12 protein-coding genes are annotated in these 14647 nt (G+C 45.9%); 5 read left to right on the forward strand and 7 right to left on the reverse strand.

Features of this window, described 5'->3' with window-relative positions; translation table 11 throughout:
• Nucleotides 1–15: 15 nt before the first annotated feature.
• From pstA to VT06_RS12790, 5 genes are all read right to left on the reverse strand, one after another.
• Nucleotides 16–1401, reverse strand: a complete 1386-nt coding sequence (gene pstA, locus VT06_RS12770) for a phosphate ABC transporter permease PstA (protein ID WP_082122529.1) — start codon at nucleotides 1399–1401, stop codon at nucleotides 16–18.
• A 3-nt stretch (nucleotides 1402–1404) separates the two neighbouring features.
• Nucleotides 1405–2793 carry a phosphate ABC transporter permease subunit PstC gene (gene pstC, locus VT06_RS12775; RefSeq protein ID WP_046554707.1) on the reverse strand — a complete coding sequence of 463 codons (1389 nt, stop codon included), beginning with the start codon at nucleotides 2791–2793 and terminating at the stop codon, nucleotides 1405–1407.
• A gap of 182 nt (nucleotides 2794–2975) precedes the next feature.
• On the reverse strand, nucleotides 2976–4004 hold the full coding sequence (locus VT06_RS12780; RefSeq protein WP_046554708.1) for a substrate-binding domain-containing protein: 1029 nt from the start codon (nucleotides 4002–4004) through the stop codon (nucleotides 2976–2978).
• Between the two features lie 185 nt (nucleotides 4005–4189).
• Nucleotides 4190–4411, reverse strand: coding sequence for a hypothetical protein (locus VT06_RS12785; RefSeq protein WP_046554709.1), 222 nt, complete (start codon nucleotides 4409–4411; stop codon nucleotides 4190–4192).
• Between the two features lie 243 nt (nucleotides 4412–4654).
• Nucleotides 4655–5347 carry a PhoU domain-containing protein gene (locus tag VT06_RS12790; RefSeq protein ID WP_046554710.1) on the reverse strand — a complete coding sequence of 231 codons (693 nt, stop codon included), beginning with the start codon at nucleotides 5345–5347 and terminating at the stop codon, nucleotides 4655–4657.
• 99 nt (nucleotides 5348–5446) lie between these two features.
• Between VT06_RS12790 and VT06_RS12795 the strand changes: the two genes are divergently transcribed.
• From VT06_RS12795 to folM, 4 genes are all read left to right on the forward strand, one after another.
• Nucleotides 5447–6463: an ArsJ-associated glyceraldehyde-3-phosphate dehydrogenase gene (locus VT06_RS12795; RefSeq protein ID WP_046554711.1), complete on the forward strand. Its 1017-nt coding sequence runs from the start codon at nucleotides 5447–5449 to the stop codon at nucleotides 6461–6463.
• Between the two features lie 21 nt (nucleotides 6464–6484).
• Nucleotides 6485–7726 carry an organoarsenical effux MFS transporter ArsJ gene (gene arsJ / locus VT06_RS12800; protein WP_046554712.1) on the forward strand — a complete coding sequence of 414 codons (1242 nt, stop codon included), beginning with the start codon at nucleotides 6485–6487 and terminating at the stop codon, nucleotides 7724–7726.
• Between the two features lie 67 nt (nucleotides 7727–7793).
• Nucleotides 7794–9710: a bifunctional diguanylate cyclase/phosphodiesterase gene (locus VT06_RS12805; RefSeq protein WP_046554713.1), complete on the forward strand. Its 1917-nt coding sequence runs from the start codon at nucleotides 7794–7796 to the stop codon at nucleotides 9708–9710.
• Nucleotides 9711–9758: 48 nt separating this feature from the next.
• Nucleotides 9759–10523 (forward strand): dihydromonapterin reductase, encoded by a 765-nt coding sequence (gene folM / locus VT06_RS12810; RefSeq protein WP_046554714.1) that lies wholly within the window; start codon nucleotides 9759–9761, stop codon nucleotides 10521–10523.
• Nucleotides 10524–10575: 52 nt separating this feature from the next.
• Here the strand turns inward: folM and VT06_RS12815 are convergent, their stop codons facing one another.
• Nucleotides 10576–10869: a high-potential iron-sulfur protein gene (locus VT06_RS12815; protein WP_046554715.1), complete on the reverse strand. Its 294-nt coding sequence runs from the start codon at nucleotides 10867–10869 to the stop codon at nucleotides 10576–10578.
• Nucleotides 10870–11055: 186 nt separating this feature from the next.
• Between VT06_RS12815 and VT06_RS12820 the strand changes: the two genes are divergently transcribed.
• Nucleotides 11056–12582, forward strand: a complete 1527-nt coding sequence (locus tag VT06_RS12820) for a methyl-accepting chemotaxis protein (protein WP_046554716.1) — start codon at nucleotides 11056–11058, stop codon at nucleotides 12580–12582.
• A gap of 64 nt (nucleotides 12583–12646) precedes the next feature.
• On the opposite strand, the gene VT06_RS12825 is transcribed toward VT06_RS12820, so the two are convergent.
• Nucleotides 12647–14227, reverse strand: coding sequence for a PAS domain-containing methyl-accepting chemotaxis protein (locus tag VT06_RS12825; RefSeq protein ID WP_046554717.1), 1581 nt, complete (start codon nucleotides 14225–14227; stop codon nucleotides 12647–12649).
• Between the last annotated feature and the right edge of the window lie 420 nt (nucleotides 14228–14647).

A 14647-nucleotide genomic window follows, 5' to 3' on the forward strand; every position in this document is an offset into this window, starting at 1 on the left:
CTGGGTTGTAATTGCTTACCAGCGTTTTTCATACTTTTTGCGTAGCCAAATAGCCAGGGCGTTTAACGACAACATTAACGCCAGCAGCACAATAATGGCAGCAGAGGTTCGGGCTTCAAAAAAGTTTCGTAACTCGTTTCCCTGCCACAGAAAAATTTGTACCGGTAATGCTGTTGATTGCTCAAACGGCCCGGTTGGCACCTGCGCCACAAACGCTTTCATACCAATAAGTAGCAATGGGGCTGCCTCGCCCAGTGCTTGCGCCACGCCAAGAATAGCGCCGGTTAAAATACCCGGTATCGCCAGCGGCAGCACATGGTGGAAAATGGCTTGCATTTTTGACGCCCCCAAACCCAGCGCTGCCTGCCGAATAGACGGTGGTATGGCTTTTAACGTAGAACGGGTAGCAATAATAACAGTAGGCAAGGTCATTAGGCTTAGCACCAGGCCGCCGACAATGGGCGCCGATATTGGCAATTTAAACCAGCCAATAAACACCGCCGCACCAAGTAAACCAAACACGATAGACGGCACCGCCGCCAGGTTATTAATATTTACTTCGACTAAATCTGTTAGCTTGTTTTTCGGCGCAAATTCTTCCAAATAAATTGCCGCAGCAACACCCATAGGCACAGCCAGAAAAATAACCACCAACATCATATATAACGAGCCCATAAAGGCACCGGCCAAACCAGCTGAGGCCAGTGAGCTGCGAGAGTCTGGGTTCATAAACAAAGCAAAACTGAAACGGTTTTGAATAATACCTTGCTCTGACAGTAACGCCACCCACTCCCGTACTTTAGGGCTTAATTGCTGTTGTGAATCTGGCAGACTGCGGTCGATATTACCTTTTAGCCACACATCAATATTGGCATCGGTTAACAAGTGTAAACGTTGTGTCTGACCAATAATATCTGGATTATCTATCACCATCTGGCGCAGTGCAAAACGCTCGCCCGAGGTAACAATTCGCGCGGCATCACGCCGATGCGCACTGGCATCGGGCAACACCTTTTTTAAACCTTCTGTTATTAGCCGATTAAAGTTAATCAGGCCCACTTCAGATTGCCATTCAATGTCACGCTGAAAAAATAAATTATCTAATTCGTCAGGCTGTTGCTGAGGTTTCTCACTAATTTGAATAATGGCCGGATCAAAATAAATATCCAAGGTAATAGCCGACTGCCAGAATGCCGGTAACCCTTTTGAAAAAATATTAATAAACAAAATAGCCACCAGGGTCAGGCTGATGACCACGGCGCTTAAACCAATACCTTTGAACAATTTTTCCTGACGATGGCGGCGATTAAGCGACGCGGCCACTTTTTGTTGCGTTTTACTCAATGCGGCCGGGCTAGTGGTAGCAGAGTCATTGGCTGGGGTCATTTTCATCTCAGTCATAAGTTACTCGTATTGCTCACGGTATTTACGCACTATTACCAGCGCGACAACATTCAACAGCAGGGTAATCACGAACAGGGTTAAACCCAGGGCAAACGCGACTAACGACTGCGGGCTGGCAAAATCATTGTCACCGGTTAACTGGTTTACAATGGTAACCGTTACGGTTGATACTGCTTCAAATGGGTTAGCCGACAGTGAAGGACTATTACCTGCGGCTAATACGACTATCATGGTTTCACCAATAGCCCGGCTGGCCGCCAGTAATATTGCGCCAACAATACCCGGCAAGGCTGCGGGTAACACCACTTTACGCACCGTTTCAGATTTAGTTGCCCCCAAGCCAAGCGACGCATCACGCAAGGCTTTCGGTACTTGGGTAATAATATCGTCAGATAACGACGAAATAAACGGGATGATCATAATACCCATCACTACCCCCGCCGTTAGCGCAGATGTAGCCCGAATGGTTAAACCAATACTGGCACCAAAGTCGGCTAAAAAGGGGCCCACCGTTACCAGTGCAAAAAACCCGTAAACAATAGTTGGAATTCCCGCCAATACTTCAATAATGGGTTTAGCCGTGGTACGAAAACCCACTGGTGCATATTCAGCCAGATAAATCGCCACCATTAAGCCCAGCGGAATGGCCACCAGCAAGGCAATTGCCGCCACCATCATGGTGCCCGATAACAACGGTAATATACCGAAACTTCCCTGACTACCAGTGAGTGAGCCTTCAGTTAGGCCAGTTGTTGAGAACCGCGGGTTCCAGGTGGTACCGAAGAAGAAATCGGCTGGCGGAATAAAGCTGAAAAAATTGATGGTTTCAGTAACCATCGATAGCACAATACCAATAGTGGTTAAAATAGCCACGGTAGAACAAATGATTAATACCGCTTTTACCGTGCGCTCAATTTGATGCCGGGCCCGCAACTGCGGTTGAATACGCTTATAACTAAAAAACAGGCCGGCTGCAGCAATTGACGCCAGTAATCCAGTGAGCAAGACCGCACTGCTGGTTTTTAGCTGCTGCATATAAGCCGCTGCCGCTAATTCCCAAGACTCTGCCTCGGCAACAATGCCAAAATTATTGGCCAGGTTGCTAATGCGGCGCATAATAACATCGGCACTCATGCCCTCCGCCGCCAGTGCGTCAGCAGGTAATTGTGCAGACACCATACTACTGATGACCCCTGGTGCCAGCAGCGACCACAGCAATAAAATGAAGAAAGCAGGTATAAAGGCCCACAACCCCACCATCATGCCGTAATGATGGGGCCTTGAGTGCATTGTCTGCACTGCCGCCACCCGACGACTGCGCACCATGCCAAGCTGATAGCCAATTGCCATCAATGCCAGCAACAGTGCTATTAACGAAAGATTACTCATGCTTGCTCCATTCGCCGATACTGGTTACCCACGCGGGATAATAACCTCTGTTATAAGCCGCGCAAGCTTAATGCTTACATATTGCAGTTTTATTACAGCCGCTGTCATATTACTGAAATAAAAAAGAGGACCTATTGGTCCTCATTATCACACACTTATAATAACCGCCTACCTAAAACCGCTTACAACGATTTTTTGCCGCGAATATCAGCTAGTATCGCAGCGCGCTCTGCGTCATCCAACGGAATTAAACCAGCCGCTTCCAATGGGCTACCGAAACCTGAAGCAAGGTCAGATACAAAGTACTCGGTAAATTGTTGTAAACCTGGGATCACACCGATATGCTCGCCTTTAACATAGAAATATAAAGGCCGCGACACCGGATAAGTCCCGGCAATAATGTTTTCAACAGTGGGTTCAATATCATCTACTGTAGCAACTTTAATCCGATCACGGTTGGCTTCATAAAAACTTAATCCAAATACCCCAAGCGCATTTTTTTGCGCTTGTAAACGCGCCAAGGTTTCGGTGTAGTCACCAGCAATTTCTACAACATTGCCATCGGTACGCATGGCTAAGCAGAAATTATTCAGCTCTTCTTTTGGTAATGCCTGTACTTCAGCAAAGGTTTTACAACCTTCAATAATTACTTTTTCTTCGTATACTTCACGGGTGCCATGGTTAGAGCCCGGAATGGCTAAAAGAATAGCTTGATCGGGCAGCGACTTATCAATTTGCTGCCAGTTGGTATAAGGGTTGTCAATCATCTTACCGTTTTGTGGTACTTGAGCAGCCTGGGCAAGAAACACATGTTTTGGTTTTAATTTGAAAATACCAGCATCAATGCGTGAGGCAAATACGATACCGTCATAACCAATTTTAACTTCGATAATTTGGTTTACGCCGTTAGCGTTACAGGCTTCTATTTCGGCCGGGCGCATAGGGCGTGATGAGTTAGCAATATCAATGGTATTGGTACCCACACCCTGGCAAAACTGGCGCAGGCCACCAGATGAGCCGCCTGAACCTACTACCGGCGTTCGAAATTGCGCAAAAGTATTGCCAAACTCTTCAGCCGCAATGGAAGAAAACGGTAACACAGTAGACGAACCAGCAACCTGAATAGTATCACGATTAGCATGGGCCTGGCCTGCAAACGCCAGACTCACAGCAGAGGCAACAACCAGTTTAGTAAGCATATTCATGTTCATTACTTTAATCCTCGGGTAACGGTGTGTGTTAAGTTAAGCACAGTATGCGATATTTTTATTGCAGTAATATGACAGTCAACTAACTAAAGCATAGACCTAAATTCAAGCCAATAAAAAACCCGCACTGTTGGCGGGTTTAGCGTTGTGCCTTAACAGGCGTTACTTTAATAGTGGCTTTAAAGCATTTACTGCTGGTCTTTTGTAACTGCCACTCTTTTGGTTGGCGGGTTTAACCACACCACATGGCCGGTATGCGCAGCCGTTCTGGTTAAGGTAGGTGCTGGCGTTAATCTCTCGTTGTCGACGACATAGGTATACTGCTGTTCACTGAAACTGGAACAACCACTTAGGCTGATACATGCTGCAGTTACTAGGGCGCTTATTGCATGCTTACTGTTGATTTTCATTGTTTACTCCTGCTACGTATTACCCAAACTATAGTCAGGGCACGCCATGCTGTCTAGCATATTTTTATTACAGTTTAGTGAAGGCTGAAAATTTATTTTATATTTTTTAAATCATTGTTTTTAATGCTATTTTCAAATAATCACTACACGTCTTTAGTCATAATAACGTCATCTAGTTTGGTTAATTGTTAATTGCACTTTTAATTGTGCTTTTAATTGTGCTTTTAATTGCAAGAATGGGCTTTAACGAGGGCGTCGTGGTTGTAATTCAACCCTTAATGATTGACCGCTGCTAACCTTAGCTAGAAAAATAGCCTGCTTTGCCAAGTTAACGCTGTGCTCAGCAATGCGCTCCAACGCTCTGGCAACCCAGTTAACACTAACCGTACTCTCTAGCAGCGCAGACTGATCAGCGCTATTGAGTAAATTGCAACGTAGAATAGAACCGTAATAACGGTTTACCAGCGGTGCCAGCTGTTGCGCCTGTTCAGCTTTGCCGATACTTTGCTGTTGCAAAGCCGCCAATGCCAGCGTCAGCATTTTAGCTACCGGCTCAGCCAGGGTAGCAATAGCCGTTAATTGGCTTAATGCCGGCTGACCAGTGGTTGCTAACAGTACTTGCTGCGCTATCTGATTAGCTTGATTGCTAATTTGCTCGATATCACGAATTGCCTTCAGCAATGCCAGTACCAACCGTAAATCACTGTTACTCGCGGTATGGCTAAGCATGTCCAGGCAGTGATCATCCATTTCAATTTCAAAATCATGCACTTTTGGCAACTGACTTAACGCCTGCCGCGCCAACACGGGGTTTTGTTCTATATAAGCCTGTAGCGCCTGCTCAAACTGTTGCTGTGCCAACGCACTTACCGCATACAAACGCTGGCGCGCCTGTGCCATTTCAATGCCAAAATCCATTACAGGTTCTTCTGTCATATCACTCCCGTTGGGCTAAACCGACTAGCCTGCTATTATATAGCATTAGCTAACTATACCTGCCTAAAGAAGTGGCTATGACATTAAAAGGAACGCACTATGAGTATAAAAGTTGGTATTAACGGTTTTGGCCGTATCGGTCGTCTGGCATTACGCGCGGCCTTTGACTGGCCTGAGCTGGAGTTTGTGCAAATTAACGACCCGGCTGCCGATGCGGCTACCCATGCCCATCTATTAAATTTTGACTCGGTGCATGGTATTTGGCAACACAATGCCACTGCTGATGGCAGCAACATCGTTATTAATGGCAAGGTAATTCAGGTTAGCCACAACAAAGCCATAGGCGACACCGACTGGTCGGGCTGCGACCTGGTTATTGAAGCCTCGGGCAAAATGAAAACCGTGGCGGTACTAAAGGGTTATCTAGAACAAGGTGTAAAGCGGGTGGTAGTAAGTGCGCCTGTTAAAGAAGCGGGCGCGTTAAATATAGTATTGGGCGTTAATCATCAGTTGTATGACAAAGCTAAACACCAAATTGTTACTGCTGCCAGCTGCACTACCAACTGCCTGGCGCCGGTGGTAAAAGTGATTCACCAGCAGCTGGGGATTAAACATGGCGCTATTACCACTATTCATAGCCTAACCAACAGCCAAAGCATTCTGGATACCCCGCATAAAGATTTACGCCGCGCCCGTGCCTGCGGCAGCAGCTTAATTCCAACTACTACGGGCTCAGCTAGCGCTATTGTCGAAATTTTCCCGGAATTAACCGGCCGTCTAAATGGGCATGCCATCAGAGTGCCGCTTACTAATGCCTCTTTAACCGACTGCGTATTTGAAGTAGAACGCGCTACCACGGTTGAAGAAGTTAACCGCTTGCTTAAGACAGCAGCCGAAGGCGAACTACAAGGTATTTTGGGCTATGAAACCCGGCCATTAGTCTCGATTGATTACAAAACCGACCCACGCTCAAGTATTATTGATGCCCTCAGCACCATGGTGATTAACGGTACTCAAGTAAAAATTTATGCCTGGTATGACAATGAGTGGGGTTATGCTAATCGCACGGTAGAACTTGCGCGGCTGGTCGGCTTGCAGGATAAACACCCTGAGTAAGAGCAACCAATAGAGAGCAACATGGTTTTAGCACCACTTACGCCTGAAGTACGCCAGTACCTGCTGGTAACCGGCAACTACTGGGCTTTTACCCTAACCGATGGCGCGCTGCGCATGTTAGTGGTGTTGCATTTTTATAGCCTGGGTTATAGCGGCCTGAGCATTGCCATGCTGTTTTTGTTCTACGAAATTTTTGGGGTGATTACCAATTTAGTGGGTGGCTGGCTAGGTGCTAGAATTGGCTTAAATAAAACCATGAATATCGGTTTGTTTTTGCAGATTATCGCGCTGTCTATGCTGCTGTTACCGGCTGACTATTTAATCGTGCCTTGGGTAATGGCGGCACAGGCATTGTCGGGCGTTGCCAAAGACTTAAACAAAATGAGCGCCAAAAGTAGTATTAAAATGCTGGTGGCCACTGCAGCGCAAGGTACCCTGTTTAAGTGGGTAGCGCTATTAACCGGTTCAAAAAACGCCTTAAAAGGCATAGGCTTTTTTATTGGCGGCCTGTTGCTAACGGTTATTGGTTTTCAGCTGGCAATCCTGAGTATGGCCATTATGCTATTACTGGTGTGGCTGCTCAGTGTCGTTAATTTAAAACAAGATTTAGGCAAAAGCAGTACTAAACCCAAATTCCGTGAAATGCTCTCGAAAAGCCGGGCGATTAATGTATTATCGGCCGCCCGCATGCTGTTATTCGGTGCCCGTGATGTCTGGTTTGTCATTGCTTTGCCGCTGTTTTTAGCCAGTCAGTTTGGCTGGGATCACTGGACGGTTGGCGGTTTTTTAGCATTATGGGTTATTGGCTATGGCGTAGTGCAAAGTAGCACGCCACTGTTACTGGGTAAAAACAATATTCCCAATAGCTTTATGGTTACGCTCTGGGCGTTACTGTTATGCGTTATTCCGGCATTAATTGCCCTGGCGATGACCTTTAACTGGCAACTTGAGTTTGCACTGCTGGGCGGCTTACTGTTGTTTGGCGCGGTATTCGCCATTAACTCGGCCATCCACAGCTATTTAATTGTCAGCTACGCCAAAAGCGACGGTGTATCGATGGATGTCGGTTTTTATTATATGGCCAACGCTATGGGCCGCTTACTAGGCACGGTACTGTCAGGCTGGTTGTATCAAACGGCCGGTATTATTGCGTGCTTGTGGGTGTCCAGCGCCATGCTGATATTAACCGTGTTTATTTCTACTTTACTGCCGGCTACAAAACCAGCTGCGGCAGAGACTGCTATCGACAATGGTAATAACTGACAATTCGCAAAACCAATTAAATAAGGCTACAGTAAAATAACCTAAAGTGAATGTTGTATCGACTTAAATGCCGAATGATCAAGCGTTAGCCAAAACAGCTGTTAGTAGTCACCCCAACCGGCCCAGTAAACTGCGCACCAATCGTTTATTGCAAATTATTGGTTTAACGATGTTTGGACTGGTTTTAGCGGTAGCCGTGGCCTCTGGCATCACTAAATGGATATTACTGTCAGGCTGCATAGCGTTAGCACTGGCTGCCATTTTCGCTTATCAGAAAAGGGCAGCGGCCGCTACGGTGGTGTTACTGTGGGCAATGTGCTTAATGTTATCTGCACTGGCTTATGTATCTGGGGGGCTTCGTGACTTAGCCTTGCTTGGTTATCCCGGCGTGCTGGTATTTGCGGCAATGCTAGGTAATAGCCGGCTGTTTTTCTCGTTAATCAGTTTTATGTTGTCTTTTTGTGCCGTACTGACCTATCTGGCAATTAGCGGTATTTTGCTTCCGGTTATTCCAACCATCACGGTTGCTCATTTTGTGTTTACCGCTGTTATTTTACTGGTTACGGGTGTTAGCGTGTATTTGCTGTATCGTGATCAGCAGCGACTGCTGCACACCCTGCAAACGGAAAACCATCGGGTAAAACAAAGCCAGGCGCATATAGAGCATTTGGCGTTACATGATCCGTTAACCGCATTACCCAACCGGGTATATTGCCAGCAACACTATCAGCGCTTGTATAACCACTGCCTCAACGGACAGCAACGGCTTGGTGTTCTGCTACTCGATTTAGACAACTTTAAACCAGTTAATGATTCGCTTGGCCATGCCGCTGGCGATTTATTACTGCAACAATTAGCCCGACGCTTAGAAAACATATTAAGCGAAAACGATATTTTATGTCGTTTTGGTGGTGATGAATTTTTAATACTGGTTCCGGCTTTTAGTGATGATGAAGCATTGGCCGCTACAGCTGCTGCCTTGCTGCAACAAACCACAGCCGCATTTTATATTATGCAAAACCAAATTGAAATTTCAGGTTCGGTCGGTATCGCCATTGTGCCTCAGGACGGGAACGAATTTAGTGAAATTTGCAAACACGCTGACCTGGCGATGTTTCAGGCTAAAGCCGATGGCCGCAATGTCTACCGCTTTTATCATGACGAGTTAAATAAGGCCAGTATTGATAAATTTAACCTATTGAAATTAATGCGCAAAGCCTTAAAGCAAAACGAATTTCAATTGCATTATCAACCAAAATTAATACTGTCAACACCACAAGTAATTGGTGCCGAAGCGTTACTACGCTGGCCGCAACCAGACGGCAGCATGATAGGACCGGACGACTTTATTCCGCTGGCTGAAAGCAGTGGCCTTATTGTCGAAATTGGCCAGTGGGTGCTGCAACAAGCTTGCCTGGCTTGCAGCCGCTGGCGCCAGCAGGGATATTATAATCTCACCGTAGCCGTTAATTTATCTTATGTGCAGTTCCGGGATGGCACGCTAGAGCAACAGGTACTACAAGCACTAACGGCAGCGGCGCTACCGGCCAATGCGCTGGAACTGGAACTTACTGAGTCGTTACTGATTGGCGAGGGCGATAATATTACTAGGCAATTAACCGCCCTGCACCAGTTGGGCATTCGTTTTTCAATTGATGATTTTGGTACGGGCTATTCAAACTTGGGATATTTACGCCGTTTTAATGCCAGCTACTTAAAAATTGATAAGTCATTTATTCAATCGTTAAGTTTATCTGAGCGGGATGAGCCGCTGGTGCGGGCCATTATTCAAATGAGTAAAAGCCTGGGCTTAAAAACGGTGGCAGAAGGTATTGAAGACGGCGCCACTGCGACCCGACTTGCCCTGTTGGGCTGCGATGAAGGCCAGGGTTTTTACTTTGCAAAACCATTACCAGAAACTGATTTTTTAGGTTATGTCAGTGCCGAATTAATGAATGAAACACTTGCTGCCAATCCTGAATAAGTTTTTTAGCGTACAGGGTGTTTACATATTCTTGATAAAACGTGATTTATGAATCCTATTCAACATCAAAAAGGCCTGATTGTCATCACCGGTGCGGGTCAGCGGGTGGGCTTACACTGCGCCACTGAGCTATTACAGCAAGGTTTTCAGCTGGCAATAAGTTATCGTAAACTCACACCGGGTATTCGTGCCTTACAACAGGCTGGCGCGCATTGCATTGAGGCAGACTTTAATCAGCTTGACAGCATGGCGGTATTCATTGACGCTCTAGCACCCTATCCGGCCATTCGGGCTGTTATCCATAACGCCTCAAGCTGGCAAGCCGATCGTAAAGAGAGTTTAAGCGAAGGCCAAACTGTGTTAAGCCAGTTACAACAAGATGCCGCCGTATTTGATGCTATGCAGCATATTCATGCCAGAGCACCTTATTTACTTAATCGGGCACTGTTGCCAAAACTCATGGCCGGGCCAGATATGGCCGATATTATTCATATAACTGATTTTGTTGCCACGGTAGGCAGCAGCAAACATCAGGCTTATGCGGCCTCTAAAGCTGCACTGGATAATTTAACATTGTCGCTGGCCCGCAAACTGGCGCCAAAAGTAAAAGTGAATTCAATTGCTCCAGCCTTATTAATGTTTAACGAGGGTGATGATGCGGCCTACCGGCAAAAAGCCCTAGCAAAATCATTAATGGCTATTGCGCCAGGCCCGGATGAAGTGCTGCAGAGTATTTTATATTTGCTCAGTAGCCATTATGTTACCGGCCGGATTTTAGCACTAGATGGTGGCCGGCACTTGCAATTGCCATGATATTTAAGCAATAAAAAAACGGTCAACTGACCGTTTTTTATTTCGTTTGGCACTAAGCTGCCTTTTTAGCCCAGGCTGCACACCAGCCTTCACTGGCAACTAACTTACCAGGAAAAATAGCGCAAGGCCGCCACTCTGGGCCCGCTTCTCCCTGCACCAGGCTACAATTGTTGCAATTCTGGTCTGCTATTTCAGATTTATGGCTGTAACGCATTGCTGCCGCTAGTGGGTCGTCCAGTTTTAACTGTTCGGCCGCTAACGCACTTAAACTAATACTACCGGCAGTAACGCCAATGATGGTTCCTGCTGAAATTTTAAAAAACGTGCGCCGATTTAAATTACTCATAATGTACTCTCCTACTTTTAATCGTTATTATAATACTGGCAAAAACGCCAAGCGGTTTTGACCGACATCAAGTATATAGCACAAAAAACCCGTCTAGACTTTAGTCGCAGTAGTGGTAGTAATGCTTTACCGCATACTAATTTCTGCCATAGTAACCTAGCAAATAAAACCGACTATGGAGTAAATATGTTGCCTTGGCTAGTTAATTTAAGCTTGCTTATTATCCTGCTTACCGGCAATTGGCTTAACGCTGCCAGCCTGCTTAGTAGCAGTTTGCTGGTCGTAATATTGTTAGCTTTTTTTGCTGTGCAATATTGGCTAAGCCGTCCTAAAGCAGAAGCTGTGGTGGCATTACCTGAGCTGGACATCACAAAAATTGAGGTGTCAACGTCCAAACTGGCTATTGGATCGGCCGAAGTATCTTTTTTTATTGACAGCCTGAATAACGACATTAAACACAGTGCCCAAGACAGCGCCAAAATTGCCGACAGCAGCGCCGAACTTGGCCGCTCCAGCAACCAATTAAATGACAGTTTACAAACTTTAAACCTAAGTATTCAGCAAACTGCCACTGCCTGCCAGCAAGCCGATCAGCAACTAGACTTAGGTGTTGCGGGCATAGCACAGCTAGCTAAGTCTGTTAGCATCTCAGCACATGAACTGGAGCAGTTACGAAATTCAGCCGACAACATTCAGCGTATTACTGAAGTCATTAACAATGTTGCCGATCAAACCAACTTACTGGCGCTTAATGCCGCTATTGAAGCGGCCAGAGCCGGTGAGCAAGGCCGTGGTTTTGCCGTAGTGGCAGAAGAAGTTAGGGCACTGGCCCATAAAACCTCGGGTGCTACCGCCGACATTGCCACCATGCTGGCTGAAATTCGACAGCAAAGCAGCAAAACTGCTGACCAAATGGGGTTATTGGTTAGCAAAACCACCGATGTTCAGCAACAACTGCAGCAAGTGGCATCTGGTTTTGCCCATATTAATAGTGAAATTGGCCAGGCTGCGGCAGCCAGCGGCCAGTTAGAACATGTTGGCAGCCGTTTAGAAGACACCAGTAATGCCATTACCCAGGCGATTAACAGTATTAGCGACGGCCTTACCGCGATTGAGCAAAAAGGCAGTAGCATTGCCATTCAAGCCATAGATTTATCAATGGAAACAGAAAGTATTTACCGAGAACTTAGCCAGCTAAATCATAACAGTTTTTATAGCCCTATTTTAAGTGAAGCATTGCAGGCAGCCACTGCAATTAGCGCGCTATTGCAGCAGGGTATCAGTAGTGGTAAATACAGTGAACAACAACTGTTTTCACAGCAATATCAGCCTATTGCTAATACCCACCCACAGAAATTTCACACTGCTTATGACAATTATACCGATCAGGCGTTTCCAGAGGTTCAAGAGGCTATTTTAAGCCGTCATACCCAGATATTGTATGCCGGCGCGGTCGATTGTAAAGGGTACTTTCCTACTCACAATAAAAAATTTAGCCAACCCCTTAGTGGAAACTACGATAAAGACTTGCTAGCCAATCGTAGTAAACGTATTTTTGCTGATCGCACCGGTAGCCGCTGCGGCAGTAATACCGAAGCGATGCTACTGCAAACGTATAAAAGAGACACCGGTGAAATATTACACGACTTATCGGTGCCCATTTATGTTAATAATAAACATTGGGGCGGTTTTAGAATTGGCTTTAAACGCTAAAAACACCACCTTATGTTAAAGCCGCATCGACCCGACGCTATAGTGTCTCTTCATAAGAAACCGTTTACTGTTTACTTCGGCCTGAAGAAAAACGTGAAATAATAGAACGTAAATTTATAACGGTTTTCGCCAAACGCTGACTGGCATCTAAAGCAGCATTAGCCGAGTTTTGGGTTACCGATGTACTATCGGCAATTTCAACTATTTGCTGATTAATATGCTCTGCTACGGTGCTCTGCTCTTCTACTGCGGTGGACATTTGCTCGGTTAAAGCAGTAATAGTGCGCACAGAGTCACGGATATTGTTTAGCGCATCACGTGTGTGCTCAACCGTTTCAACCCCATGCTGAGCCGCTTTTTCACCTTGCTCTGAGATCCCGACTGCACTAACCGCTCTTTTTGTTAATACCGCTACAATTTTATGAATTTTGTCAGTAGATTCCCGTGTTTTTGATGCTAAAGCCCGCACTTCATCTGCCACTACACTAAAACCACGGCCATGTTCACCTGCCCGAGCCGCTTCAATAGCCGCATTTAGGGCTAATAAATTAGTTTGATCGGCTATAGTCGATATAATGTTGGCCGCTTGCCCAATCTCACTGGTTGAATCAGCAAGTTCACGAACTGTTGCCGCAATACTGGCGACTGAATGGCTTAATGCATCAATAGCCGTTTTAGCGTCGTTGGCTAGCTTGGCGCCATCATCTACACTATCGAGCGCATCACGAGCACTTAACGCATTCGTTTGTACATTGCCAGCAACTTCTTGTATGGCAGCAGACATCTGAGTAATTGCTGACGCAATTTGTTGTGTTGCATGGCTTTGCTCTGCAACTGCAGCCGACGTAGATTCAGATTCTGTTTGAGTATTTTTAACAATAGCATCAAGTTCCGAGGCGGCATCGGCAATTCGAGTAAGCGCAGTGCGGCTTCTGGCGATTTCACAAGCCAAAGCTAATTTAACCTGGGCCTTGCTGCCGATATCACTAAAATAAGTTTCGGCAACCATGGTATTCGCGTATGACTCAGGACTAATACTAATAATATCGAGTAGTTGCGTTTTTTGTTGGTAGGCTAACCATGCTGCTGAAATAACCGTTGCCCCAAGCACAATAGCGCCTGCTGTCCAGCCTGACAAACTACTCAGCAAAGCTGCACTGATAAGTCCCGGAATAAGAATAGGCGCAACAGACTGTAATGCTTTAAAGGCGCGATACGCCACCGACAAATTTGATTTTCCCGCGCGCAAACGTCGATAAGCTTCTTCAGCTCGCGCTATTTCTTCAGCAAGTGGCACCACACGCACAGACTCGTAGCTGACTACTTTACCGCCTTCCAATGCTGGCGTAACAAAGGCACTTACCCAGTAATGATCACCATTTTTACGACGGTTTTTTACCAGCCCCATCCAAACGTGGCCGTCTGCTAGGGTTTGCCACATTTCTTTAAACACCGCAGGGGGCATATCAGGATGCCTAATAATATTATGCGGTTTACCTATTAGCTCTTCTTTGGTAAAACCACTGACGTTAACAAAGGCGGTGTTGCAATAAGTGATATTACCTTTGGCATCAGTGCCGGAAATAAGACGTTCTGAAGTAGGAAAAGTGTATTCTTTATTGGTAACGGGTAGATTATTTCTCATCTGGGCTCCTGCCGTGAAAAAACTACGTGACGGGCTTCTAGGCAGCTAAAACAAGTTTGGCACTGCTAGTGTAGGCGTAGCACAGCACCTTAAAACCGCTACACTAACAAGCCTAATCCATCGCGACGACGAAACCATATACAAAGCAAATGCCGCTGCCCATAACTGCGTATGCCAGGTAGAAAATTGAATATGACGCATTATTACATACTTTTGTAATAAAATCGGATTGATTTCCGTAGGAACTGATAGAGAAGACCTTATCAATTGCAATACTGGCGTGCCAATATTGCATCAGTTTTTAAATGCTAGAAAGCCTCTGTAACCACGGAATCTCAGCCCAGGGATCTGTTTAATATTTCTTCATTTTATCAAATTATAAAAAACAAACAATACGCTGAACCAAAACCACCTTATGCC

The sequence above is a fragment of the Arsukibacterium sp. MJ3 genome (genome assembly GCF_000987765.1).
Taxonomy (GTDB): domain Bacteria; phylum Pseudomonadota; class Gammaproteobacteria; order Enterobacterales; family Alteromonadaceae; genus Alishewanella.

Excerpts from the sequence above, each read along its gene's own strand:
- pstA (WP_082122529.1), bottom strand. The coding sequence starts at position 1,401 with ATGACTGAGATGAAAATGACCCCAGCCAATGACTCTGCTACCACTAGC.
- pstC (WP_046554707.1), bottom strand. The coding sequence starts at position 2,793 with ATGAGTAATCTTTCGTTAATAGCACTGTTGCTGGCATTGATGGCAATT.
- VT06_RS12780 (WP_046554708.1), bottom strand. The coding sequence starts at position 4,004 with ATGAACATGAATATGCTTACTAAACTGGTTGTTGCCTCTGCTGTGAGT.
- VT06_RS12785 (WP_046554709.1), bottom strand. The coding sequence starts at position 4,411 with ATGAAAATCAACAGTAAGCATGCAATAAGCGCCCTAGTAACTGCAGCA.
- VT06_RS12790 (WP_046554710.1), bottom strand. The coding sequence starts at position 5,347 with ATGACAGAAGAACCTGTAATGGATTTTGGCATTGAAATGGCACAGGCG.
- VT06_RS12795 (WP_046554711.1), top strand. The coding sequence starts at position 5,447 with ATGAGTATAAAAGTTGGTATTAACGGTTTTGGCCGTATCGGTCGTCTG.
- arsJ (WP_046554712.1), top strand. The coding sequence starts at position 6,485 with ATGGTTTTAGCACCACTTACGCCTGAAGTACGCCAGTACCTGCTGGTA.
- VT06_RS12805 (WP_046554713.1), top strand. The coding sequence starts at position 7,794 with ATGCCGAATGATCAAGCGTTAGCCAAAACAGCTGTTAGTAGTCACCCC.
- folM (WP_046554714.1), top strand. The coding sequence starts at position 9,759 with ATGAATCCTATTCAACATCAAAAAGGCCTGATTGTCATCACCGGTGCG.
- VT06_RS12815 (WP_046554715.1), bottom strand. The coding sequence starts at position 10,869 with ATGAGTAATTTAAATCGGCGCACGTTTTTTAAAATTTCAGCAGGAACC.
- VT06_RS12820 (WP_046554716.1), top strand. The coding sequence starts at position 11,056 with ATGTTGCCTTGGCTAGTTAATTTAAGCTTGCTTATTATCCTGCTTACC.
- VT06_RS12825 (WP_046554717.1), bottom strand. The coding sequence starts at position 14,227 with ATGAGAAATAATCTACCCGTTACCAATAAAGAATACACTTTTCCTACT.